General features: G+C 41.0%; 23 protein-coding genes and 11 tRNA genes. 2 read left to right on the top strand and 32 right to left on the bottom strand.

Annotated features, from left to right (window positions below; translation table 11 throughout):
- Positions 1-90: 90 nt before the first annotated feature.
- The 12 genes from Q1B03_RS21205 to Q1B03_RS21260 all read right to left on the bottom strand — a co-directional run bounded on the left by Q1B03_RS21205 (position 91) and on the right by Q1B03_RS21260 (position 1,974).
- Positions 91-164 (bottom strand) — tRNA-Gly (locus Q1B03_RS21205).
- A gap of 14 nt (positions 165-178) precedes the next feature.
- A tRNA-Pro gene (locus tag Q1B03_RS21210) sits at positions 179-255 on the bottom strand.
- 55 nt (positions 256-310) lie between these two features.
- A tRNA-Arg gene (locus Q1B03_RS21215) sits at positions 311-387 on the bottom strand.
- A 21-nt stretch (positions 388-408) separates the two neighbouring features.
- Positions 409-494, bottom strand: a tRNA-Leu gene (locus tag Q1B03_RS21220).
- A gap of 85 nt (positions 495-579) precedes the next feature.
- Positions 580-661 (bottom strand) — tRNA-Leu (locus tag Q1B03_RS21225).
- Between the two features lie 61 nt (positions 662-722).
- Positions 723-798, bottom strand: a tRNA-Lys gene (locus tag Q1B03_RS21230).
- 5 nt (positions 799-803) lie between these two features.
- Positions 804-878 (bottom strand) — tRNA-Gln (locus tag Q1B03_RS21235).
- 80 nt (positions 879-958) lie between these two features.
- Positions 959-1,035 (bottom strand) — tRNA-Asp (locus Q1B03_RS21240).
- A gap of 73 nt (positions 1,036-1,108) precedes the next feature.
- Positions 1,109-1,180, bottom strand: a tRNA-Glu gene (locus Q1B03_RS21245).
- A 15-nt stretch (positions 1,181-1,195) separates the two neighbouring features.
- Positions 1,196-1,286: transfer RNA gene (locus tag Q1B03_RS21250), tRNA-Ser, on the bottom strand.
- A gap of 7 nt (positions 1,287-1,293) precedes the next feature.
- A tRNA-Asn gene (locus Q1B03_RS21255) sits at positions 1,294-1,368 on the bottom strand.
- A 129-nt stretch (positions 1,369-1,497) separates the two neighbouring features.
- Positions 1,498-1,974: a SprT family protein gene (locus Q1B03_RS21260; RefSeq protein ID WP_299746585.1), complete on the bottom strand. Its 477-nt coding sequence runs from the start codon at positions 1,972-1,974 to the stop codon at positions 1,498-1,500.
- Positions 1,975-2,122: 148 nt separating this feature from the next.
- Between Q1B03_RS21260 and cmpA the strand changes: the two genes are divergently transcribed.
- The gene (cmpA, locus tag Q1B03_RS21265) at positions 2,123-2,236 is read left to right on the top strand and encodes a cortex morphogenetic protein CmpA (protein ID WP_156142545.1); all 114 of its coding nucleotides are present in this window, start codon (positions 2,123-2,125) and stop codon (positions 2,234-2,236) included.
- Between the two features lie 91 nt (positions 2,237-2,327).
- Here cmpA and Q1B03_RS21270 read toward each other — a convergent pair whose 3' ends face one another.
- From Q1B03_RS21270 to acpS, 14 genes are all read right to left on the bottom strand, one after another.
- Positions 2,328-4,496 carry a Tex family protein gene (locus tag Q1B03_RS21270; RefSeq protein ID WP_299746596.1) on the bottom strand — a complete coding sequence of 723 codons (2,169 nt, stop codon included), beginning with the start codon at positions 4,494-4,496 and terminating at the stop codon, positions 2,328-2,330.
- 366 nt (positions 4,497-4,862) lie between these two features.
- Positions 4,863-5,459, bottom strand: coding sequence for a PP2C family serine/threonine-protein phosphatase (locus Q1B03_RS21275; protein WP_299746599.1), 597 nt, complete (start codon positions 5,457-5,459; stop codon positions 4,863-4,865).
- Complete coding sequence (gene sigB / locus Q1B03_RS21280; RefSeq protein WP_299746602.1) at positions 5,459-6,256, bottom strand: RNA polymerase sigma factor SigB; 798 nt, start codon at positions 6,254-6,256, stop codon at positions 5,459-5,461. Before sigB ends, Q1B03_RS21275 begins: the two co-directional genes overlap by 1 nt.
- Positions 6,234-6,701, bottom strand: coding sequence for an anti-sigma B factor RsbW (rsbW, locus tag Q1B03_RS21285; RefSeq protein ID WP_299746751.1), 468 nt, complete (start codon positions 6,699-6,701; stop codon positions 6,234-6,236). Before rsbW ends, sigB begins: the two co-directional genes overlap by 23 nt.
- Positions 6,701-7,033, bottom strand: coding sequence for an anti-sigma factor antagonist (locus tag Q1B03_RS21290; protein WP_299746604.1), 333 nt, complete (start codon positions 7,031-7,033; stop codon positions 6,701-6,703). The genes rsbW and Q1B03_RS21290 overlap by 1 nt, the downstream gene beginning before the upstream one ends.
- 77 nt (positions 7,034-7,110) lie before the next feature.
- Entirely contained in the window at positions 7,111-8,121 is a 1,011-nt protein-coding gene (locus Q1B03_RS21295) for a PP2C family protein-serine/threonine phosphatase (RefSeq protein WP_299746606.1), read from the bottom strand.
- A 10-nt stretch (positions 8,122-8,131) separates the two neighbouring features.
- Positions 8,132-8,533 carry an anti-sigma regulatory factor gene (locus tag Q1B03_RS21300; RefSeq protein WP_299746609.1) on the bottom strand — a complete coding sequence of 134 codons (402 nt, stop codon included), beginning with the start codon at positions 8,531-8,533 and terminating at the stop codon, positions 8,132-8,134.
- A gap of 2 nt (positions 8,534-8,535) precedes the next feature.
- Complete coding sequence (locus Q1B03_RS21305) at positions 8,536-8,898, bottom strand: STAS domain-containing protein (RefSeq protein WP_156142543.1); 363 nt, start codon at positions 8,896-8,898, stop codon at positions 8,536-8,538.
- Positions 8,889-9,719 (bottom strand): RsbT co-antagonist protein RsbRA, encoded by an 831-nt coding sequence (locus Q1B03_RS21310; protein ID WP_299746612.1) that lies wholly within the window; start codon positions 9,717-9,719, stop codon positions 8,889-8,891. The genes Q1B03_RS21305 and Q1B03_RS21310 overlap by 10 nt, the downstream gene beginning before the upstream one ends.
- 413 nt (positions 9,720-10,132) lie before the next feature.
- Complete coding sequence (gene ndoA, locus Q1B03_RS21315; RefSeq protein WP_034763063.1) at positions 10,133-10,483, bottom strand: type II toxin-antitoxin system endoribonuclease NdoA; 351 nt, start codon at positions 10,481-10,483, stop codon at positions 10,133-10,135.
- 4 nt (positions 10,484-10,487) lie between these two features.
- Positions 10,488-10,769 (bottom strand): CopG family ribbon-helix-helix protein, encoded by a 282-nt coding sequence (locus Q1B03_RS21320; protein ID WP_032085355.1) that lies wholly within the window; start codon positions 10,767-10,769, stop codon positions 10,488-10,490.
- 126 nt (positions 10,770-10,895) lie between these two features.
- Positions 10,896-12,101, bottom strand: coding sequence for an alanine racemase (gene alr, locus Q1B03_RS21325; protein ID WP_299746628.1), 1,206 nt, complete (start codon positions 12,099-12,101; stop codon positions 10,896-10,898).
- A gap of 551 nt (positions 12,102-12,652) precedes the next feature.
- Positions 12,653-13,666 (bottom strand): outer membrane lipoprotein carrier protein LolA, encoded by a 1,014-nt coding sequence (locus Q1B03_RS21330; protein WP_299746630.1) that lies wholly within the window; start codon positions 13,664-13,666, stop codon positions 12,653-12,655.
- A 224-nt stretch (positions 13,667-13,890) separates the two neighbouring features.
- Positions 13,891-14,241 carry a holo-ACP synthase gene (acpS, locus tag Q1B03_RS21335; RefSeq protein WP_299746633.1) on the bottom strand — a complete coding sequence of 117 codons (351 nt, stop codon included), beginning with the start codon at positions 14,239-14,241 and terminating at the stop codon, positions 13,891-13,893.
- Positions 14,242-14,401: 160 nt separating this feature from the next.
- Between acpS and Q1B03_RS21340 the strand changes: the two genes are divergently transcribed.
- Positions 14,402-14,986, top strand: a complete 585-nt coding sequence (locus tag Q1B03_RS21340; RefSeq protein WP_299746636.1) for a rhomboid family intramembrane serine protease — start codon at positions 14,402-14,404, stop codon at positions 14,984-14,986.
- A 48-nt stretch (positions 14,987-15,034) separates the two neighbouring features.
- Here the strand turns inward: Q1B03_RS21340 and Q1B03_RS21345 are convergent, their stop codons facing one another.
- The 6 genes from Q1B03_RS21345 to Q1B03_RS21370 all read right to left on the bottom strand — a co-directional run bounded on the left by Q1B03_RS21345 (position 15,035) and on the right by Q1B03_RS21370 (position 21,866).
- Entirely contained in the window at positions 15,035-16,495 is a 1,461-nt protein-coding gene (locus Q1B03_RS21345) for a PH domain-containing protein (protein ID WP_299746639.1), read from the bottom strand.
- Positions 16,485-16,964 (bottom strand): PH domain-containing protein, encoded by a 480-nt coding sequence (locus Q1B03_RS21350; protein WP_299746642.1) that lies wholly within the window; start codon positions 16,962-16,964, stop codon positions 16,485-16,487. The genes Q1B03_RS21345 and Q1B03_RS21350 overlap by 11 nt, the downstream gene beginning before the upstream one ends.
- A 101-nt stretch (positions 16,965-17,065) precedes the next feature.
- The gene (gene uvsE, locus Q1B03_RS21355; protein WP_299746645.1) at positions 17,066-18,028 is read right to left on the bottom strand and encodes a UV DNA damage repair endonuclease UvsE; all 963 of its coding nucleotides are present in this window, start codon (positions 18,026-18,028) and stop codon (positions 17,066-17,068) included.
- 47 nt (positions 18,029-18,075) lie between these two features.
- On the bottom strand, positions 18,076-19,047 hold the full coding sequence (locus tag Q1B03_RS21360; protein ID WP_299746648.1) for a nuclease-related domain-containing protein: 972 nt from the start codon (positions 19,045-19,047) through the stop codon (positions 18,076-18,078).
- Positions 19,048-19,388: 341 nt separating this feature from the next.
- A complete protein-coding gene (locus Q1B03_RS21365; RefSeq protein ID WP_299746651.1) occupies positions 19,389-20,915 on the bottom strand; it encodes a DEAD/DEAH box helicase in 1,527 nt (508 codons plus the stop codon).
- A gap of 261 nt (positions 20,916-21,176) precedes the next feature.
- A complete protein-coding gene (locus Q1B03_RS21370) occupies positions 21,177-21,866 on the bottom strand; it encodes a carboxylesterase (protein ID WP_299746653.1) in 690 nt (229 codons plus the stop codon).
- Positions 21,867-21,941: the final 75 nt, after the last annotated feature.

Below are 21,941 nucleotides of genomic sequence, written 5' to 3' on the forward strand. Positions count from 1 at the left end.
TTGAATAGCTCTTTAAAAATAAATCTAGAATTAACGTTGACGTATTGTCTTGTTTTGTTCAGTTTTCAAGGTTCAATAATAAGGTTGAATTGGAGCGGGTGAAGGGAATCGAACCCTCATCATCAGCTTGGAAGGCTGAGGTTTTACCACTAAACTACACCCGCATATAAAATTATGATGGTCGGGAAGACAGGATTCGAACCTGCGACCCCTTGGTCCCAAACCAAGTGCTCTACCAAGCTGAGCTACTTCCCGCTAGAAAAGCATATGTATTACTTTGAGTATAAAAGACTCGCTTGTAGAAACAAGATGGCGCGCCCGAGAGGAGTCGAACCCCTAACCTTTTGATCCGTAGTCAAACGCTCTATCCAATTGAGCTACGGGCGCAATATATTTCAAAACTTTTTTTGGTGCGGCCGAGAGGACTTGAACCTCCACGGGGTCGCCCCCACTAGGCCCTCAACCTAGCGCGTCTGCCATTCCGCCACGACCGCGTTTTAAGCGACAAACATTATTATAACGAGGATGATCTATTGTGTCAATACTTTTTTAAAAGTTTCTTTTAGATGACTTTTAAAGTGCGGGTGAAGGGACTTGAACCCCCACGCCTTGCGGCGCCAGATCCTAAGTCTGGTGCGTCTGCCAATTCCGCCACACCCGCATGTATGATTGATATTTTGCTAATGCAAAATGGTAAGATATTTTGCTTCCGCAAAAATCTTTGGTGAGCCATGAAGGACTCGAACCTTCGACCCTCTGATTAAAAGTCAGATGCTCTACCAACTGAGCTAATGGCTCTTAAGTGGCTGGGCTAGCTGGATTCGAACCAACGCATGTCGCAGTCAAAGTGCGATGCCTTACCGCTTGGCTATAGCCCAATGTTTCGTCAAAAAGTGACGAGGTTTATATGATAACATGTCCAAAACATTAAAGTCAATAACTTTTAGAAGAAATAATCTGGCGGTCCGGACGGGACTCGAACCCGCGACCTCCTGCGTGACAGGCAGGCATTCTAACCAACTGAACTACCGGACCAGAGTTTTTCGCGTCAACAAAATAACTTTCATTACCTTGCGACAACAAAATGAGTTTCAAATACTAACAAAAATGACCCATACGGGATTCGAACCCGTGTTACCGCCGTGAAAGGGCGGTGTCTTAACCGCTTGACCAATGGGCCATGTTCTAAAAGTAATGGCGGAGAAGGAGGGATTTGAACCCTCGCGCCGGTTGCCCGACCTACACCCTTAGCAGGGGCGCCTCTTCAGCCACTTGAGTACTTCCCCATAAAAATGGCTCCGCAGGCAAGATTCGAACTTGCGACCGATCGGTTAACAGCCGATAGCTCTACCACTGAGCTACTGCGGAACGTAAAGTATTCTTTCGCTTAACTCGTCTTATCGACTCTTTAGATTATAATGACTCAGCTATTTATTGTCAACTACTTTCAGGCACTTTTTTTCAGAGTAAGATGATCATGATCGGGTGAATACCCACTCACGATTTGTCTTCCTTCATAATGACTTCCTTCACTAATTTAAGCTTCCCTTTACAACGTCCGCACACGTACTTTCTAGTATTGACCTTCCTTCTTCTTTTAAAATCCAACCCGCACTTCGAGCACACATAAACTAAAAATCTCTTCCTATTATTCACACTCGTTAATGTGGAACAATGTCTTGGACCTCCAACTTTATTAAGAAGTCTTTTAAAGTCTTCATCACCATGCTTATATCCCTTCCCTTCAATATGCAAGTGATAATGACACAACTCATGTTTAATGATTCCTATTAATTCATCCATACCATGCTCGTCTAAATATTTTCGATTAATATCGATATTATGACTACCTAACATATACCTTCCTCCGGTGGTTCTTAGTCTTGGGTTGAAATATGCCTTATGAAGAAATGGCTTATGGAAGGATTGAATTGAAATTTTCTCAACAAGAATTTGCAGCTCATCATTCGTCATATAAATCCTTCTTTCTTTTTAGAACATGACAACCTATTATAGCATAAACTAGATATCACCCTTACTGTTCAATCATGACAAACTACTCCAAGGAAGGTCATCTCATCGGTTTAGCTGGCACTTTCTTAGAGATAAGGAGGTTACCCCATTGCCTAACTGGCTTGTGAATCAATTGAGGAGAGCCTATTTTGAGAAGGATCGATATCAAATAAAACTCCTTAATCAATGCTGGTATTTCTACCGAAAGAAGAATTGCTCGTAAATATGGACATTTATAACACCCCTCATCATATATGGCAAAAAAAGAGCTGACCCAGGTAGCATTCACTACCCTACAGTCAGCTCTTCCTTGCTTATTGAATCATCGTCAATGCTACCCTGCCTTTTTGAACATCCACGCTATCAACCCAAACGGTCACGACGTCCCCTACAGACACCACATCTAATGGATGCTTAACGAATCCATTTTTCAGTTTTGAAATGTGGACAAGCCCATCTTGTTTTACACCTATATCAATAAATGCTCCGAAGTCCACTACATTTCTTACTGTCCCTTGCAATTCCATACCTTGTGTTAAATCTTCAAGTTTCAAGACATCCTTCTTAAGAAGAGGTTTAGGGAACTCATCCCGCGGATCCCGACCAGGTCGAATTAACGAATCTACAATATCTTTAAGCGTTAATTTCCCTATTCCCAACTCCTCAGAAACCTCTTCTAAGTTTAATTGGTTCAAAGACTGTTTCAGTTCCTCTGATCCAATGTCATTAACACTCAGCCCAACTTTAGCAAGAAGCTTTTTCACATCATTATAATTGTCTGGATGAATAGAGGTTCGATCAAGTACCTCTTTCCCATCCATTATCCTTAGGAATCCGATACATTGCTCGTACGTTTTCGCGCCAAGTCTTGGGATTTTCTTTAATTGGGACCTGGAAACAAACTTGCCTTCTTCCTCTCTCTTTTTCACAATATTAGTAGCCACCGTTTTCGAGAGTCCCGCTACATATTGCAATAGTGATGAGGAGGCAGTATTCACATTTACACCAACTTGGTTAACAGCCGTTTCCACTACAAAGGTTAGTGATTCATTTAGCTTCTTTTGTGAGACATCATGCTGGTATTGCCCAACTCCAACAGATTTAGGATCGATTTTAACTAATTCAGCTAACGGATCCTGCAATCTTCTTGCGATGGAGACGGCACTTCTTTCTTCAACCTGAAGGTCAGGGAACTCTTCTCTCGCCACATCTGATGCTGAATAAACACTTGCTCCGGCTTCGTTGACGATTAAATAGAAGATTGCTTCATCCATATCTTTTAAAACATTCACAACGAATTGTTCGGTTTCTCTGGATGCCGTTCCATTCCCAATCGCTACAACCTCAATCGAATATTTTGTCATAATCGCTTTGATTACTTCTTCCGCTTTAGAAAGTTGAGATTGGGATGAGTGTGGATAGATTACATTTATATCAAGAGTTTTTCCTGTTTCATCAATGACCGCCAGTTTGCAGCCTGTTCGGAAAGCTGGATCGACACCCAAGACCATCTTCCCTTTCATCGGAGGCTGAAGCAATAACTTCCTCAGGTTTTCAGAGAAGATATGAATGGCTTGATCCTCTGCTTTCTCTGTTAATTCATTGCGAATTTCTCTTTCCACCGATGGTTGTATGAGCCTTTTATAGCTATCCTCCACTGCTTCTTTTACAAGAGGCACGGAGATGGAGTGAACATTTTTAATGACCTGCTTTTGTAAATAGTTCACAATCCCTTCTGCATCAGCCTGAATATTCACCTTCAAAACATCTTCTTTTTCCCCACGGTTCATTGCTAAAACACGATGAGGGACTACTTTATGAATGGGTTCTTGATATGAGTAGTACATTTCAAAGACCTTTTTTTCGTCTCCCTCTTCTTTTTTCACCTTTGATTCAATTAACCCTTTTCGGAACGTATAACTTCTTATGTATTCTCGGTAAGAGGCTTCATCAGAAATGTACTCTGCAATAATATCTTTCGCTCCGTTCAAAGCCTCCTCGGTTGTCATTACTTCTTTTTCTTTAGATACGAAGTGAGACGCTTTTTCTTCAATGTCTCCTGATGTCGGGAATGTAAGGATCCATTCTGCCAGTGGTTCCAACCCTTTTTCTTTCGCTACGGTCGCTTTCGTTCTTCTTTTTTGCTTATATGGGCGGTACAAATCTTCTACCTTTTGCAGCTTATCCGCATTTTTAATGGCTTGGGTTAACTCTTCGGTCAGTTTCCCTTGTTCGTCGATTAGTCGGATAACTTCTTCTTTTCTTTGCTCTAGATTTTGCAGGTAATTCCATTTGTCCATAATATTACGAATCTGTACTTCGTCCAGTGCTCCAGTCTGTTCTTTCCGATACCGCGCGATGAAAGGGACTGTATTCCCTTCCTCCAGGAGTGAAATGACGTTTTTTACATTTTTTATTGATAGGTTTAATTCTTTTGATACTCTGTTAAGTAAAGGTTCTTGATTTGTTAATGTTGCTGTCAATTGTATTACCTCCATTGAAAGGTTTCTTGTTTATTTTACCATAACTGTCTTTGAGGATTGGAAAGGTGGATTAACATAAAGGAATAATCTGAAATTAAGCATTTGCCATCGCAATTCATTCTGCGAACATACCGTGGACCGTTCCTTTCCGCTTCAGGCACAACATTCCCCTGGAGGAAGTCGAGCCTCCTCGGGCTTATGCCCTGTGGGGTCTCGATCTTTCCTCTATTTCCCGCAGGAGTTAAGAGCCTTCCACTACAATCCACTATGTGCTACTATACCATTCAGCACACACCGATTGACGGAGCTTATAAAAACATCAATCTTTGTGAAAGAACCTAAATAAAAAAACTTACCCTAAGACTATTAGAGTAAGTTTCCTATAATGTATGTTGTATCATCTGATGTACCGTCGACTAGAGATTGAATATCACCTAAAGCGCCATGAAGCGTCGGATACCTTTGAAGGATATTCTTTACTCCGGATATACTCAGTCCATCAGAGTGAATAAGAAATCTCGAGTTGGAATCGTAATGAAAACGTTGCGTCTTATATGTTTGCGGCCTTCCGGATAAATACCCGGTAACCGGTAAAGGATAAGTCATCTTTCCTTCAGGTGCATACATATAAAACCTGATATTTCCTACACAGCTATACACAAACTCTTTAGAATGGTAATACGCTTTTATGATCGCCACTGCTGCACCACGTTTTTTCTGAAGAGCCTTGTTACAAAGACACATGAGGGTTTCAACATCCTCGTGGTGATGCTCTTCAACTATATCGACGACAACATGTGATGATTCATAAGCAAACTTACCGCTACCTAAACCGTCGGCCAAAACACAGATAAAGTAATCGTTTGTAGAGGTATAGAAATAACTGTCCCCACAATAAGGATTTCCATTTTTCGATACTTGTTCTGCATAAAGCTCTATTTCATTTTGTTGAAGATAAGCCATTAATAATGACTCTCCGAATCGCTCATCTCTTCCTGAATGGCTTCCCTAAGCTTTTTAATGGCTCTTCTTTGTAAACGGGAAACATGCATTTGGGAAATACCGAGCTTCTCGCCAGCTTCTTTTTGGCTTAGATTTTCTAAATAAGTGTGTTGTATTATAGCCTTTTCCCTATCGGAAAGCACATGAAGCACTTTCTCAAGGACCAGTCGCTGATTAACTTTCTCGTAGCCCTCATCCTGATCTCCCACAATATCCAGTATCGTTACTGTACTCCCCTCTGAATCCGCTTCAATCGAGTGATCCACAGATAATGCTTGATAACTCCTACCCATTTCCATCGCTTCCAGAACTTCTTCTTCACTAACTTCCAGATATTCAGCAATTTCATGGACTTGTGGAGAACGTTCCAATTTATTCGTTAATTCTTCAACGGTAGATTTGATTTTTGGTCCCAGCTCTTTTATTCTTCGTGGAACATGTACGCTCCACGTTTTATCTCTTAGAAACCTTTTGATTTCTCCAATGATAGTCGGAATCGCAAAAGCCTCGAATGATCTACCGAAAGATTCATCGTACCTTCTGATTGCACCAAGCAATCCAATCATCCCCACTTGGATAATGTCCTCGTGGAAAGATCTTCCCTTTGAATATTTCCTCGCAATGGACTCTACAAGATTTTGGTAGTGTAAGATCAGTTGACTTTGCGCATCATCATCTTGTCTATCCTGATAGTCTTTAATCCATTGAAGTACTTTTTCTTTTTGGGCCTGCTGGTTAGGTTGAGATAGTTTTTTCATCCCTCTCCACCTGCTCCCCTGATAGGAATTTAGTCATAAAGACTGTCACTCCCTCCTTGTGATGCACTTTTACATCATCCATCAGGCTCTCAATAAGGTAAAGGCCTAACCCACCTTCTCTTAAGAACTCGACTGAATGATCGGCATGATAAGGACCAACAGCACTGCGAATTTCTTTGAAATCAAAACTTTCACCGTGATCTGCTACCATAACCTCAAGACGATCATCATATAGTGCGAATCCGACAACCACTTCTCCGTCATTGTCTTTATACGCATGCTGAACCGCATTTGTGATAGCTTCACTAGTAGCAATCTTCAAATCCTCAATTGCATCGTAGTCAAATCCCATACGACTTGCAATTCCTGAAAGCGTCAAACGAATAACCCCGACATATTCCGGCTTTGCGGGGATCTTCATTTCGATGTAATCAAAAGCTTGCATCATTCCACGCCACCTTCTACCTTGGAATTAATATTCATAATATCCCCTAAACCTGTAATATCAAACAATCTTTGTAACCGATCTGAAAGTCCGATAAGGTTCAGCTGTCCGCCACGAGCCTTTACTGTTTTAAAAAGACCAACAAACACACCTAATCCAGTACTATCCATATATGATACTTCTGAAAGATCTATTGTCATATCTTTGTTATCATCCTCAGCAGAAGGCTGAAGCGTTTCTTTAAGCTTTGGTGCTGTATATGCATCAATTTCACCGGCTACTTTAACGAGTAGCTCGTTCTCTTTTTCTTTCATATCTATTGATAAGTTCATAAAAAGACCACCTTTTTTAGCAACATTATAATAAGTCTCTACACATTTACCCTATTTGTTATAAGAATAAACTTTATTTATGAATTTCTTTTTATGATGATCAGAGTGAAATCGTCTCTAAGCTCAAAGTGCTGGAGTTTCTCAAGTTGTTTGTATACGTTATTGACAATCTCTTGGGGAGGCAGGTGTTTATAACGGCTTATCAATTGTACTAAGTCTTCCCTTTCGATAAAGCCTTCTTCTGAACGACACTCCGTTACTCCATCAGAGAGCAGGATGATCATGTCTCCGACCTCAACCCGCCTTTCGTATTGTCGGTATTTCGCTTTTTTATCTACACCTAATAGAAGACCTTTTGCATCAAGATCCTCAAATTCATTGGTTGCCGCTCTATAAAAAAAGCCAGGTTCATGCCCAGCTGATGAGTATGAAAATAGATGTTTCTCAGTATTATATACACCATAAAACATTGTAATGAACATACTTGCATCGACGTTTTGTTCCACAACTCTGTTTAAACTTTCCAAGACAGCATTGGGTTCATTCCGGTATTCCGGTAGACTGTCCATCGCATATTTTATCATGGACATACAAAGAGCTGCAGGGATACCCTTACCAATTACATCGGCAATGGCAACACTTACGCTATCATTTTCATCTTGAACAAAGTGATAGTAATCCCCATTCATCTTTTTGGCGGGTACACTTACAGCTCCGATATCCAAACCTTCTACGTTGGGAATAACCGTTCCAAGCAGAGTTTGTTGCATATTGGATGCTACATCTATTTCGTTGTTTAATTCTTGTTGTTTTGTACGCAGACTCTGATGCTCCCTATAAGCGAAACCATAGCCTATCATTACTTCAAGCAGAATATCGAAAGAGTGCAGTACTTGATGTGGTATGTCAGGCTCCATATCTAATATTACACTCTTATGGAGACTAATGATCTCCTCTGGCGAAACATGATGCTCAATTGATTTACGACTAAATTTCTGTCCCAAATAAAGAGCTTTTTCATCTTGTTCGTTAAGATAATGCTCGATAATTTCTCTATATTTAGAATCCATTAAATCTCTGAAATTCATTTAACTCCCCCTAGCGGAGCCACTTAGTCGCCCTGATATCTGTCCCTTCTCCCGGTACAGACTCAACGTAAAACTCGTCCATTAAACGCTTTACTCCAGGCAAACCTGCTCCTAATCCGCCTGATGTGGAATATCCATCTTCCATTACTTTTCTAATATCTGCAATACCAGGACCTTCATCCAATGCGATAATTCGCACACCTTTTTTCCCGGAATCGAATAACTTTTCTATACAAATCTGACCATAGCCAGCATATAAATATATGTTCCGTGCTAATTCGCTGATAGCCGTAGTGATACGAGCTTGGTCAACGGTCCCGAATCCGAGCTCTTTCGCTACATTCCTCCCTAACTGGCGGGCAGCAACGATGTCCCATTCATTCGTGATCTTCACGCAGGATTGGCTATCCATACCTAGTCCCCCAGTTCCAATTGTAATTTCTCCAGACCTTTTTCCAGATCCAGAGCGGTTAGGACGTCCTCTAACCTGATACCCAGCTCGATCAACGTTATCGCTACAGCAGGCTGGATGCCGGTGATGACTACTTTAGCACCCATTAACCTTGACATATTTATAACATCTCCAAGAACTTTAGCAATGAATGAATCTATAAAATCTATGGAAGTAATATCGATTACTACTCCCCTTGCACTCGTTTCATGGATCTTGTGCAGAAGATCTTCTTGAAATTGAAGGGCTGTTTGATCATCAAGCTCCCACTGAATGGAAATCAACAAACAATCATGCAGCTTTAAAATTGGTATTCTCACTCTAATCCCTCCGCCGAAACTATTTTTCGATTTGTCATTTCAAGAGCTTTTTCAATCCCTTTTCGTAGCGTACTATTCGTACTGAATTGATTTAAATCAATTCCTAAGTTTACAATCGTTTGCGCGATTTCAGGTCTTATCCCCACTAACATACATTTAGCCCCAACCAAACGAACTGCTTCTGCTGCCTGAATGATATGATGAGCTACCATTGTGTCCACTACTGGTACACCGGTAATATCGATCAACACAACTTCCGCTCTATGCTTCACTACACCGTTTAGTAGATTTTCCATGATTAATCGTGCCCGCTCTGTATCAATCGTTCCCACAAGCGGCATCACTGAAATTTTTTCGAAAACGGGTATCAATGGTGCAGACAACTCCTGCAATGCTATCTTTTGAAGAGAAACGGTTCTTTCCCAGGATTCTGTATAAGCACTGATTACTTTATTATTCATTGGAGTTAACCATTTATCGAACTTCTCAACCTGTGCCACATAGTTTTGGTCTGTAATGATACCTTCTTTCATCATACCTTCGTAGACCACTTTACCAAAAGTATTTAAAGCCGACGTCACAAAAGTCAGCGGCCATCCTAACCTGACAACCTTTTCAGCGAAATCTTCCAACCGGCTATTGAACTCATTGGAATCCCTTAAGTTAGAAGCAATCATTTCTACAAACTCATGGCTTGTCTTAGTAAAAACTTGATCTGAAACTACTTGAAGAAACTTCTCATCCGCTTCGTTCCTCATTCGTTCCATCCAAATACTAGTGATATCTGATTTATTATTCTGAATATAATCCGTGACTTCACTAAACATTTAGTTCTCTCCATTCTATCATATGAAATTTATACTTAGTATTCATGCTGAATGATGTAACTCAAATTTAAAGTAGTTTACAACAGTGAACTAAAAAATGACGTAATTACTTTAATAGTAACAAATAAAGACAAAAATGAAAAAAACTATGCCTTTTCGGGTATTTTTATTGCTTACTTTTCCCATTATAAATTGTTAACGGTATTTTGTCATAAAATTGACTATATTTCTATTTCCATATTCTTCTTTTGCGGTTAAATTCACTATACTTTTCCTGTCGAAATAGAAAAAAGACAAAACAAAAAGGCTTAATGATCAAATATATTGTTGATCAGCAAGCCTTCTGGTTTGCAGTTATATTATCCTTATTGTATAACGTGATAAAAAGGATTCACACGATGAAAAAAATCGGGTTAAAATTGGATCAGACCCACACTGATTTGCAGGGCGTCATCCACTTTTTCCATCATCTCATCATCCAAGTGTGTAATCTTATCGGTAAGACGTTGTTTATCAATCGTTCGAATCTGTTCAAGCAAGATAACGGAATCACGTTCAAAGCCATAACGTTTTGCATCAATTTCAACATGAGTAGGCAGTTTCGCTTTTTGAATTTGAGCGGTAATGGCAGCTACAATAATTGTGGGACTAAACCTGTTCCCTATATCATTTTGAATAACAAGTACCGGCCGAACTCCGCCTTGTTCTGATCCTACAACAGGAGAAAGGTCTGCAAAATATACGTCACCACGCTTTACAATCAAAGGATTAACCCCCGCTTACTAAGCGTTCGACTGTATGTTCTGCCTCATATTCTGCTTGAATCGCCTCTGAAGCGATTGCGAGATTAATCTTAGCCATTTCCATATAGCCGCGTCTCATAGATTCACGTAATTGTCTCTTCTTACGCTCTCTTAAATACATTTTGGTTGCACGATAAATAAACTCATTGCGATTCACATTTTCTTGATCTGCAAAGCCGTCTAATTCTGTAACGAGCTGTTGCGGTAGACGAATTAAGATTTCTGTTGTTGCGCTGGATTCAGACACAAACTACACCTCCACCAATCACTACATACCGTTTCTGTTCATTAACATATTTATCATACCATCAATTAAGGGGAATGAAAAGTTAATTTATCAATCTCTTCTATTATCCACCATATAAAATACTAATTATTCATCAAAGTTGCGGTTATTTTCCTGTTGACTGTGAATACCAGTCGATAAGAGTTTATTCGATACTTCCGTCGGCTCCCCGTTTTTCATATAGATACGCGGCACCCTCGAGGAGATCATACAAGGGATCTCATAGTTAATGGTATCAAGCTTTCCAGCGATTTCATCCATTGTAATCGCTTCTTCACCCTGTTTGCCGATTAACGTCACGAGGGTACCCATATTAAGAAATTCAGGAAGCCTAATCATACATTGATCCATACAGACCCTTCCAACAATTGGAACTCTCTTACCGTTTATAATCACGTCCTGACCTTGTAATTTACGCAGCCAGCCATCAGCGTATCCAATCGGAACCGTTCCAATCCACTCTGCCTCACCCGTCTCATAAGTAGCCCCATAACTCACTTTCTCTCCAGCTGATAGTTCTTTAGTATGAATAAGCCTTGTATGAAGAGAAAACACTTCTTTCAAAGGAAAAGGAAGCTCGGGTTTCATCTCTTGAGATGGCGTGAGTCCGTACATAGCTATTCCCACCCGTACAGCATTAAAGAGAGTGTTTGTTTTCCTTAATGTAGCGGCGCTATTTGAAGAATGAATATAAGCAGGTAAGGAATCCAATTGGGCCAGCATGTGTTCAAATCGAGCTAACTGCTGGTCAAGATAGTCATCGTTCAACTCATCAGCCGTGGCAAAATGGGTAAAGATCCCTTCTAATTTAAACTGAGAATGATCTTGAATATACTCCTCGATACCCTTTAACTCTTCAGTAGTCCGAACACCTATCCGTCCCATCCCCGTGTCACACTTAATATGGAGGCTTAATCGATCTCCTTCTGAAAGCTGCTTTTCCGCTTCAACAAGCCACTCCTTATGGAAGATCGTTAACGAAATATCTAATTTGGCCGCGATCCTCACATCTTTCGGTCGTGTAGCTCCTAATACGTGGATGGGAGCTGTAATACCAGCATTTCTTAAAGAAATTGCTTCGTCTAAGAATGCGACTGACAAGCCGTGTGCCCCCGCAGAGAGAGCAGTAAGGGCGGTTTGCACATCCCCATGCCCATAAGCATTCGCCTTCACAACCGCAAACACTTTCACATCTTCAGGAATATGCGCTCTAATATTCTTTACATTTTCATATAGATGATCTAGATTGATTTCTGCCCATGTATCACGAAAAAATTGCGTCTGGGTTTCCACTTTGTTCACTTCCTCATATCTTTACACAAAACATTGTCATTCTATTCAAGAATACCATGGATTATTCATATTATCATTCATTGGGTGAAATGGATTTTTTCGAGAGGGGGTTAGGGATTCTGAAAACTTGGATATTGCACCAGCTATTATCGATTTTTCGAATGGTAAGGCGAGAGGGGACGATGTTTGATGGGGAATCTTGAGTTCCCCTTAGTGGTAGTAGATCCTATTATTGTTTTCTGCCGGTCTTGTACGGCTTTATGCGGTTTTCTTCCGTCTTGTTCCTTACGATATCAATTATTCATTGAGTTTGTACCATTTTATTATTGGCTTTAAGCTTTATATTATCGACTTTCCTGAATTTATTATCGACTTCGCTGCTTTTATTATCGACTTTCCACATTTATTATCGACTTCGCTGCTTTTATTATCGACCCTGTAATTTGTATTTCGCCTCCACCATCCCCTTTTATACTTTTGAACTTCCTACCACTTATCCGCACACCAAGAAAAGAGGCGAACCCAAAGGCCCGCCCTGTTTAATATTTTATTTATTTCACCATTGAACCCTGTACGGATTGTGCTACCATCACCATCTCAGAAGGAGTCAGGTCATTGGAGGCAAGCATATAATCCACTCCGTTATTGGTCCATCTGATAGATTGCTCTGTCATGGCTGCTACTGTGAAGCCAAGGTCCACTAATTCACCTTTTAGAGAAGTAGAGACCGTCATGGTAGGTACGACTGTTGTTTTCTCTTGAACGATTGTAAAAGATTTTTCACCATCGTAGGTTAAGATCACACGCTTTCCTGTATCGGTCGCGACTTCTTTTTCTTCTATTAATTCAGTACCCGTGATTTCTGACATTGGGTAAAGAACAGTAAATTCCGTATCTTCTACGGTTGCCGTGACGGGAACCTCAAGCTGGGCACCTGTCATGTTTTTCTTCATGTCGAAGTCTTTTTTATCAAATGCCGCTTTCATATCCATCTTGGAGAACTCTACTTTTACAAGCGGATTTTTATCTGAATCCAATACATTTACGGATGCCGGAGTCAGGTCTTTCTTGTTAAAGGCAATCTCTTGAGTGGGTAGCATCTGACTGTTTTGATAACGTGTCTTCGTGTTAAAGATGTAGTGATCTTTTGTTTCTTTGAAAGTAGCCTCTTTATCCTCTAGCACATCTTGAACAAGCGATTCATACAAGTACGCCTGACTGCTATTTTCAGGCCAGTTGCTTTGGAATCGGAAGCTTTTGTTCAGAGCCGGCGTAAGGACGAATACTCCCTCATCATTACGTAAGATCATTTGACTCTGATCTTTCGCAGCGTTCTTTAATGCCACTCGATAATAATTAGGGTCATTATGCCACACTTCCACATCATAGGTTTGAGGCTCGTCGCCCACCTGCAGGGTCATTTTCGCATCTGCTTTGTACCCCTTCATATCCTCTACTTTTGCCTTAAGGTCCTTGGTTACATCTTCTTTCGATTGCTCTCCACAAGCAGCCAGCATAAGCACCGCTAACATGGCCATCACTAGTATCACTAGCTTTTTCTTCATTTTTTCAACCCCTTTTGTCCCAGGATAAACGTAATTGAGAGAGGAGAAAGCCAGCCGTCTAAGAATGGACGATTCTTATAGAATGCCCCGTTCCTTAGTCCAATTGCAATTCGCCAAAGAACCGCGATTGTTAAACACCTGGCCTTGTCTCTCCTATTGCACTACTGAATATATGAGACAACCTAAGGGATTATGCTAGTGAAGATGACAAGCTTGAAATAATTTTACTCTTCGATGATCACCTGTGCAGCCGCAAATTCCCGGCTATGGGTGATGGATAGATGGGCATTCGCCCCCTCCGGCTTTGAAAAATATGGCTTTCCATTCGGGTCCTTACTGATTTCAATATCCTGAAAGGAGAGCGCTGTTCCGATCCCGGTTCCATTCGCCTTTGCAAAAGCTTCTTTGGCTGCAAATCGCCCTGCTGCAAACTCAACCTTCCGTTGTTCGCTTAAAGTATAGAATGCATCCTCCTCCTTAGCTGTTAAAATTCTCTTAACGAACTTTGGCTGCCGTTCAATCATCTTCTGAATGCGTCCTGTTTCAACGATGTCCAATCCTATTCCTTTTATCATATGCGGTTCCCCTTCTACTCTTGTCCTGTGTTGCATATTTGTATAATGAACTATACTCGTGATTTTCGACGTTTTCTTATACTATAATATTAACTGCGTTTTTTATAAAATCTGATTTAGTATTGATATAAAAAGAACAACCTACCTAGGAGGATACAATATGTTTGTCCGGACAGAAAGTTTTTCTCAATTTTTACGGTTCTATCCTATTATTTCCCTGATTGTATTCATTCATATCGCCTTATACTTTGTCAGTGCCCTTCCTATTTTTCCACAACTGTGGGTGTACGAGCAGCTGGCCGGTGTGAATTTATTTATAAGCGAGGGAGAATGGTGGAGACTTGTCACCCCTATCTTTGTACATTTGGGATTCGCTCATCTGCTATTCAACTCATTTTCCCTTGTACTGTTCGGCCCACCCCTGGAGAAACATCTTGGAAAAGCAAAGTTTGTCGGTCTTTATTTAGCAAGCGGTGTATTTGCTAATATCATTACGTATCTCATCAAGCCTCTTACGTATAGTCATGTGGGAGCATCGGGAGCAATTTTTGGTTTATTCGGCTTTTACATCGCCATGATTATTTTAAAGAATCATTTCATCACAAGAGAAAGCCGTCAAATCATCTTACCCATCGTCGTCATCGGGGTGGTCATGACCTTCATGCAGTCCGGAATCAACATAACTGCTCATATCTTTGGTTTAATCGGCGGCTTTGTGATCGGATGGATTGCAGGAAAAAAATAAGAACAAAACAAAAGTGACCCGTAGCAAATCCCGGGTCACTTTTATCGTTTACACACTATGAGAAAACCAAGTAACAATGGTTTGGATGTCCTTCTTTTCAAGATCCCGGATTGGGCTCGCATAACCAGTCTCTCCAGATTTTATCGTTGTCCTGAGACTGCCCAAGTCTTTTCTCGATTGGAACCAGCTTTCATGGGTGTCCAAAGATTGTATGCGACTTTTCTTTATATGCATCGTATTTTTCAATACGCCCCTATACTGTAATGATAATTGACCATCCGCAATCTTCCAGCCCCCGGCACGGTATTGGAAGTATCCAAGAATCCCGAATGGAATCATCAACAGGCCAACCCAAAGACCATATGGCCAGTAGAGAAAACAGGCAGCAGCGGTCGGAATCACTACCCATATCGACTGTCGGAACACATATCTTCTTAAGGAACGCCCGGGTAACCTCTTAAACTCATCATGGATGACGTAATCTGGAAATAAGTCTTTTAATAATTCAGGAATCCTCTTCTTTTTAACAATCGGGAATAATTTTATACTCGTACTGTCTTTCTCCAATACAGATCCACCTGCATTTTCAATATGGACGGTGCAATAACCCAATGGCTGCCTGATTGGATTTTCCACTACCCGGATGCCTTGAACACGATTTAATGGAACAGTCACCTGCTTCTTCTCCAGAAGCCCTCTTGTCATGACGATGTGATCATCTACAATTTTAATCCTGAAATCACCATAAATAATGAATGTCCAAGCAATCGATAATAGCCAGGCAACAAGCAACCCCAAGAAGGCCATCACCGAAACGACAAACACGCCGCTTTTCACAAAAACAGCCAGCTCATCATACACAGCTTCGTACGGAATGAACTCATTAAATTGGGATAAGAAAACAAACACCCCGGAAATAATGACGCCTATCCCTCCTGAAGTCGTAGCAAGTACCCAAATGTCTTTCGAACTGAGGTTGAAAAAGGGTTCTTCTTCTTTCAAAATCTCCGTACCTTCTTCAGAAAGATCCTCGGTTACATCATGCCCCTTCTTCTCCCGATAGATCATATCCTCTAACTCTAATGCTTCTTCTTTAAAAATAGCTGTCAGTTCCGCTTCTGATTCCCGCGGATTGGAAGACCCGGCCGTTTCGACCTTCACCTTGACCAACCCAAAAGGGCGATGCAGAATACCTTCAGAGAAATTCAAACTCTGAATCCGGTCAATAGGGATATACCTCTTCTTTTTAACGAATAGTCCGTATTCGATCCGAAGCTCTCCTTCTTCCACTCGATACGTAAATCGAAGCCACTTCACAATCCCTGTGACCAGAACGAACACAAGAACTACCGCCATCGATATAACAGGCATATAATCCCAAAAACCCGTCTTCTCTCCCCGGTTATTCAATACAAATAAAAAGACAAAAGGAACGATCAAATCCTTCAACTGTTTTACAAAATTCGCTACAGCTGAAATAGGGTGCAGTCTCTTGTGCTCAGACATCATCTTCCGCCACCCTCGCTAGTTGTGAAATGGAGTTTCTCAAACCATCCGCTTCCTCCATATCCAGTGCCGGAATCTCATGAACCGTCGCTGCAGTCGAAATCGTGATCGTCGCTAACCGATACTTTTTTAAAATTGGGCCCTGCACCGTATCAACATGTTGAACCCTCACCATCGGTACCAATGTGCGTTTCACGATAAATATCCCTCTTTGGAGCTCAATTTCCTGCTCCCTCACTTCATATCTCCATCTCTTCCATTTGATCGTCGGAATAAAGAAAACAAACAAATATGTAAATAGAATGAACATTCCCACTGCAACTGCAATGATCCATTGAGGCCAATCAAACAACACAGTAAGAACAATCGCTCCTGCTGCTACAGCTGCCACAACCAATGTTTCAAACACGCCATATATCTTCCAAACCTTTAAAGCCTTTGGCGATATTCTCTTTTGAGGCTCTCCAATCATCCCCATCCCCCTCACTTCTCTCTTTTACTAAATCTTACAGTATATTTACGATTTGGAACAGAGATGGTTTCAGATTAAGGAGAAAGCTTTGGGAGATTTGCCTATTTTAGATAAAACGAACTTTTATCCACCCACTCAATCCCATCAATCCCTTGCAGATCTTCCACTAACCGGAACAATGCGTCATCCTTTTTCTTCGCTTCTATCATACAATCAATTTCATCCACCGAACCCTTTATTCCTTGAAGAAAATCAAGAAACATCCTAGGGTCGATGAAATCGGCATGGGCTTTGAAATCTTCCTGGGAACGGGGACTTGAAATATGCATCTTTACAGGTAATGATGACTGGCTCCACGTTCCAACGATCCTCTCCCAATCCAACAACCAATCCCTTTCGTTATAAGCAAGGTGATGATGGTAATCAAATACTTGGGGAATCCCGAGCTTTTCACATAGATAGAGGGCATCAGCTGCACTGAAAACCGTATCATCATTTTCGAGAATGATCATTTGTTGAAGAGAAACGGGAGTCAGACCCCAATTATGGATGAATTGCTCAAGTGCCTTCTCTTTATCCTCATAAGCCCCGCCAACATGGAGAACACAGCGGTGAGTTGGATCGATTCCCATCCCTTTTAATAATGCCTCATGCATTTTTAACGTCTTCAGCGTATTTTTTAACACATCCACATCGCTGGAATTGAGCAAGACAAAATGATCAGGATGAAACCCCACCCTCATGGGATGAAGCTTCAGGTATTCTTCAATCGCTCTGAGCTCATCCTTTAACGGAGATATGAAATCCCATCCTTTCAATTCAGGATGATTCGCAAGGGGGATCAACCTTGAACTAAACCGGAAAAAATGAATTTCGTTCAATACATTATGCTTCAAAAGCCGCAAGCAATTTTCAAGATTCGATTTGGCGATCCGTTCAAGTTTATGAATAGCGGCCTCACGATCCTTGATCCCGGAAAACTGCTTATAGGTCATGGTTTGGGAAGGTGATGCATTCTGGAGGTTCATACTCATGGCAACATAGCCTAACTTTACGAGTGTCATGTGGGGTGGACTCCTTTTTGGGGTTAGTATGTGCGTAATGGGGGGATTTATCTCGTTGGTTTTGAATAGGTGACAGACTTTGTCCCTCCTTTTGTTTCTAATTGAAGGGTTTTCAATATTTTATAGGCGGTGTTTCGTGAGTTCAGATGCAAGAAACTCCTCAGTTCGCGATTGGTTATGCGATCACTTAGTAGTAAGAAATAATCCCGAACCGCTTCTAGATGAGCATATCTAGATGAACTACCACATTTAACGCAAGACCATGCTCCACTTACTCTAATCATTGGTATGTGATGGCAGTTTTCACATCGGACCCCAGTCACAATATCGCTTCGGGTAAGAGAATATGTCTCCATAAAGTCTAGCTCAGATTCTTCATGTTTTTTCAAAATGGTTTTCTTCATTTTGTTCATTTCTTTATCAGTCATGGCTTCTTTTACGTATATCTCATTTAAATCTTTGATATTGTCTATTATATTTTGGGCATGAATGATTTTTCTGTAAGGTGAGTCAGCTGGTGGGGTTTTGGTGAAATTTAAGATAGTTGATGGGTTGCTGAAAACAACGAGGTGTTCGATGGGAGGGTGCTTCAGCTTGTGGACACTGAACCATTTTTGCAGTAATAATTTTTGTCTTTGAACCTGGGAGATCGGGTCAGAGAATCCTTCTGATAATCCTTTATAAGTACGGGTAAGCTGTCTTATGAATGGATCAATGGTGACTATTCCTGAGATGTTCTTCACTTCGATAATTAAAATGTAGAATGGAGTGAGGATGAGGAAATCTATTTGGAAGTAGTTTGAGAATAGAGGAAGCCTTATATCATAAAAGATTTTATATTTCTTGTCTTTCAAGAAGCTGAGGTGGTAGTAGACGGTTGCTTCACCGTTGTAACCTGCTTTTCTTTTCTTTAAATCCTTATCTACGATGGGAATCTTTTGATGATTGAGAGGCAGGCGCCATAATAATGCTTGGCAATTTTCAATATTGATAGGGACTTTGAGTTCTTTACAGATCAATTGATCACTCTCCTTTAAGGTTCTGCTTACTCTAGTTCGCCACAGGCTTAAAAAACCCTTCTTTTCAATTAAAAAATCAACAGTTTTTCACTAATTGCGTCGTATTGGGGTTTAATTGCGTCGATATCTGAATAATTGCGTCTTTTCTCACCTTAATTGCGTCTTTTTTTAATTTATTGCGTCTTTTTTCACCTTAATTGCGTCGTTCCACACAATAATCGCGTCTTTTAGTAAAGATTGGAAACCAACAACGAACCTTGCCCTCATTCCGATACCTAATCTAACCAACAACAAAAAACACGACAACCCAAAGGTCATCGTGTTCCCATTCTCAATCAAAATCAAGAATTGTTATAAGATTTACGTTTGCTTGAAGATTGTGGTCTGCCGCCGCCAGTACGGTTACGATCTCCGCCACGGCTTCCGCCTCCGCGATTTCCACCGCCGCTGCGTGGTGATCCGCCACGACTTCCACCTTTACCGCTGCGTGCTCCACCTTTGTAGCCACCGCCGCGATTACCGCCGCCACGATTTCCGCCACCTCTTGATGGTAATGGACGCTCTTCAGTGATTTCAACTGGTGTTGTATCCGGCTCTTTCGTCAGGACACGGATCGCTGCTGCTACCGCTTGAACAGGATCATGATCTCCCAGGAATTCTTCTGCTAATGGATAGTAATCCTTAAGATCACTTTCTTTCGCCGCTTCAGCTAATTTTTCAAGAGCTAAGCGTTGTTGACCTTCAAGGGCTTCGTTTAAGCTAGGTGGCTTAAGAGCCGTCATTTTCTTCTTCGTTGTTTGTTCAACGATCTTCAGGTAACCCATTTCTCTTGGTGTTACAAAAGTGATGGACATACCCTTCTTACCTGCACGACCTGTACGTCCGATACGGTGAACGTAACTTTCAGGATCTTGAGGAATATCAAAGTTGTAAACATGCGTTACGCCGGAGATATCCAACCCACGAGCGGCAACGTCTGTAGCGATCAAGATGTCGATGCGTCCCTCTTTGAACTTCTTAAGAACCGTCATACGACGAGCTTGAGAAAGATCTCCGTGAATTCCTTCAGCCAGGTAGCCGCGGATGCTAAGAGCACGCGCTAATTCGTCTACTCTACGCTTTGTACGACCGAATACAATCGCAAGTTCCGGTGATTGAACGTCGATTAAACGGGAAAGAGTATCGAATTTTTCTTTTTCGCTTACTTTCGTGAAGTATTGTTCGATGTTCGAAACCGTTACTTCTTTGGATTTTACTTTGATTACTTCAGGCTCTGTCATGAAACGGTTTGCAATGCGTCGGATCGGATCCGGCATTGTGGCAGAGAACAGAAGTGTTTGTCTTGTGCTTGGAACAGTCTCAAGAATGCTTTCGATGTCTTCGATGAAGCCCATGTTCAGCATTTCGTCTGCTTCGTCAAGTACTAAGGTTTCAACGTTTTCAAGGTTGAGTGTTTTACGTTTGATATGGTCAAGAAGACGACCTGGTGTACCTACGATGATATGAGGGTTCTTTTTCATCGCGCGGATTTGACGTTGGATGTCCTGTCCTCCGTAGACAGATAACACGCGGGCACGCTTGTCAGCTCCGATACGATATAACTCTTCAGAAACTTGGATGGCAAGTTCACGAGTTGGTGCAATGATAAGAGCTTGAACGTTTGGATTTTTCACATCGATCTTCTCGATCATAGGGATACCAAATGCTGTTGTTTTACCTGTTCCAGTTTGTGCCTGACCGATAATATCCTTACCTTCTAAACCGACTGGAATCGTACTTGCCTGAATTGGTGTTGCTTCTTCAAAGCCCATACGTTTAATTGATTTTAACGTAGATGCGCTTAAGTTTAAATCTGCAAACTTAGTCAATGTTACATTCTCCTTTAATTTACATCTTTTATAACTAATCAATATCTGATTATATTTTTAGGTCGGAACGAAATCTTACCCACCGAAAGACTTCGGTATCTAATCTAAAACCGTCTATATGAGATGTTTAGTTTTATGTTTGGTACAAAAAAATACACTCTTCAAAATAGAAGAGCTAGCACGTCCAACAAAATAAGAACTATGTTGTAGCTATGTTACCACTTCTAGAAACGAATTTCAATCTAATGTCAAATAGTCAATCTATTCATTTAGTAGGAATTGGTAGATCCCTTCAAAAAGTTCATGCTTATCTTCACTATGACATATCAAGTGTTTTGCTTTAGGGGAATAAAATAGGTTTTTTTCTTGGGAAGAAATAGTCTCGTATATATATTTTGCAGCTTTAGGGGGGACTATTCCATCAATCTCTCCTTGGGCAATAAAGGTTGGGATGTTAACCTTTTTCAGGAGTGGACGAGCAATACGAACGACTTTTCTAAATTCGTATGTGGACAGAATTGGGGTTTTTGTCACCTTCCATTTGTACCGGTTGTAAAGCTCGTTTTCAAGTATGTTTCCTTGGATTCCTTCTTTGATCATATTTCCAATATCTTTCAGTAACTGTTTCACATTTACATAGTAAGCTGCCGCACTTAAAAGCACAAGCTTACTGACTTCATATTTCACTGAAAGATACGAAGCAATCAATCCACCCATGGAGAAGCCGATTACATAAACCTCATCGCATTTCTCTATAAGCGTTTGAAGCTCATCCTCAGCATGCTCAATCCATTCAATATGTTTAACCCCTTTCAGCTCAAGGGTTTCACCATGACCAGGCAGAGTTGGCACAACGATTTCCCAGTCTGTCCTCTCTTGAAGAAAATCTGCCAGAGGCTCTACTTCAAAAGGGCTCCCAGTAAATCCATGGATTAGTAAACAACCGATCATGTTATCCCCTCTTACTTTTCTAAAGGTGGGGAGCGAGCCAATCTCCCATCAACTACAAGCTCATTTTGTTCATTT

Source organism: uncultured Rossellomorea sp. (assembly GCF_947488365.1).
Taxonomy (GTDB): domain Bacteria; phylum Bacillota; class Bacilli; order Bacillales; family Bacillaceae_B; genus Rossellomorea.

What these genes read in the sequence shown, in the direction of transcription:
- Q1B03_RS21260 (WP_299746585.1), bottom strand. Translation starts at nt 1,974, where the DNA reads ATGACGAATGATGAGCTGCAAATTCTTGTTGAGAAAATTTCAATTCAA.
- Q1B03_RS21275 (WP_299746599.1), bottom strand. Translation starts at nt 5,459, where the DNA reads ATGGCTTATCTTCAACAAAATGAAATAGAGCTTTATGCAGAACAAGTA.
- sigB (WP_299746602.1), bottom strand. Translation starts at nt 6,256, where the DNA reads ATGAAAAAACTATCTCAACCTAACCAGCAGGCCCAAAAAGAAAAAGTA.
- rsbW (WP_299746751.1), bottom strand. Translation starts at nt 6,701, where the DNA reads ATGCAAGCTTTTGATTACATCGAAATGAAGATCCCCGCAAAGCCGGAA.
- Q1B03_RS21290 (WP_299746604.1), bottom strand. Translation starts at nt 7,033, where the DNA reads ATGAACTTATCAATAGATATGAAAGAAAAAGAGAACGAGCTACTCGTT.
- Q1B03_RS21295 (WP_299746606.1), bottom strand. Translation starts at nt 8,121, where the DNA reads ATGAATTTCAGAGATTTAATGGATTCTAAATATAGAGAAATTATCGAG.
- Q1B03_RS21300 (WP_299746609.1), bottom strand. Translation starts at nt 8,533, where the DNA reads ATGGATAGCCAATCCTGCGTGAAGATCACGAATGAATGGGACATCGTT.
- Q1B03_RS21310 (WP_299746612.1), bottom strand. Translation starts at nt 9,719, where the DNA reads ATGTTTAGTGAAGTCACGGATTATATTCAGAATAATAAATCAGATATC.
- Q1B03_RS21330 (WP_299746630.1), bottom strand. Translation starts at nt 13,666, where the DNA reads ATGAAGAAAAAGCTAGTGATACTAGTGATGGCCATGTTAGCGGTGCTT.
- acpS (WP_299746633.1), bottom strand. Translation starts at nt 14,241, where the DNA reads ATGATAAAAGGAATAGGATTGGACATCGTTGAAACAGGACGCATTCAG.
- Q1B03_RS21340 (WP_299746636.1), top strand. Translation starts at nt 14,402, where the DNA reads ATGTTTGTCCGGACAGAAAGTTTTTCTCAATTTTTACGGTTCTATCCT.
- Q1B03_RS21345 (WP_299746639.1), bottom strand. Translation starts at nt 16,495, where the DNA reads ATGATGTCTGAGCACAAGAGACTGCACCCTATTTCAGCTGTAGCGAAT.
- Q1B03_RS21350 (WP_299746642.1), bottom strand. Translation starts at nt 16,964, where the DNA reads ATGATTGGAGAGCCTCAAAAGAGAATATCGCCAAAGGCTTTAAAGGTT.
- uvsE (WP_299746645.1), bottom strand. Translation starts at nt 18,028, where the DNA reads ATGACACTCGTAAAGTTAGGCTATGTTGCCATGAGTATGAACCTCCAG.
- Q1B03_RS21370 (WP_299746653.1), bottom strand. Translation starts at nt 21,866, where the DNA reads ATGATCGGTTGTTTACTAATCCATGGATTTACTGGGAGCCCTTTTGAA.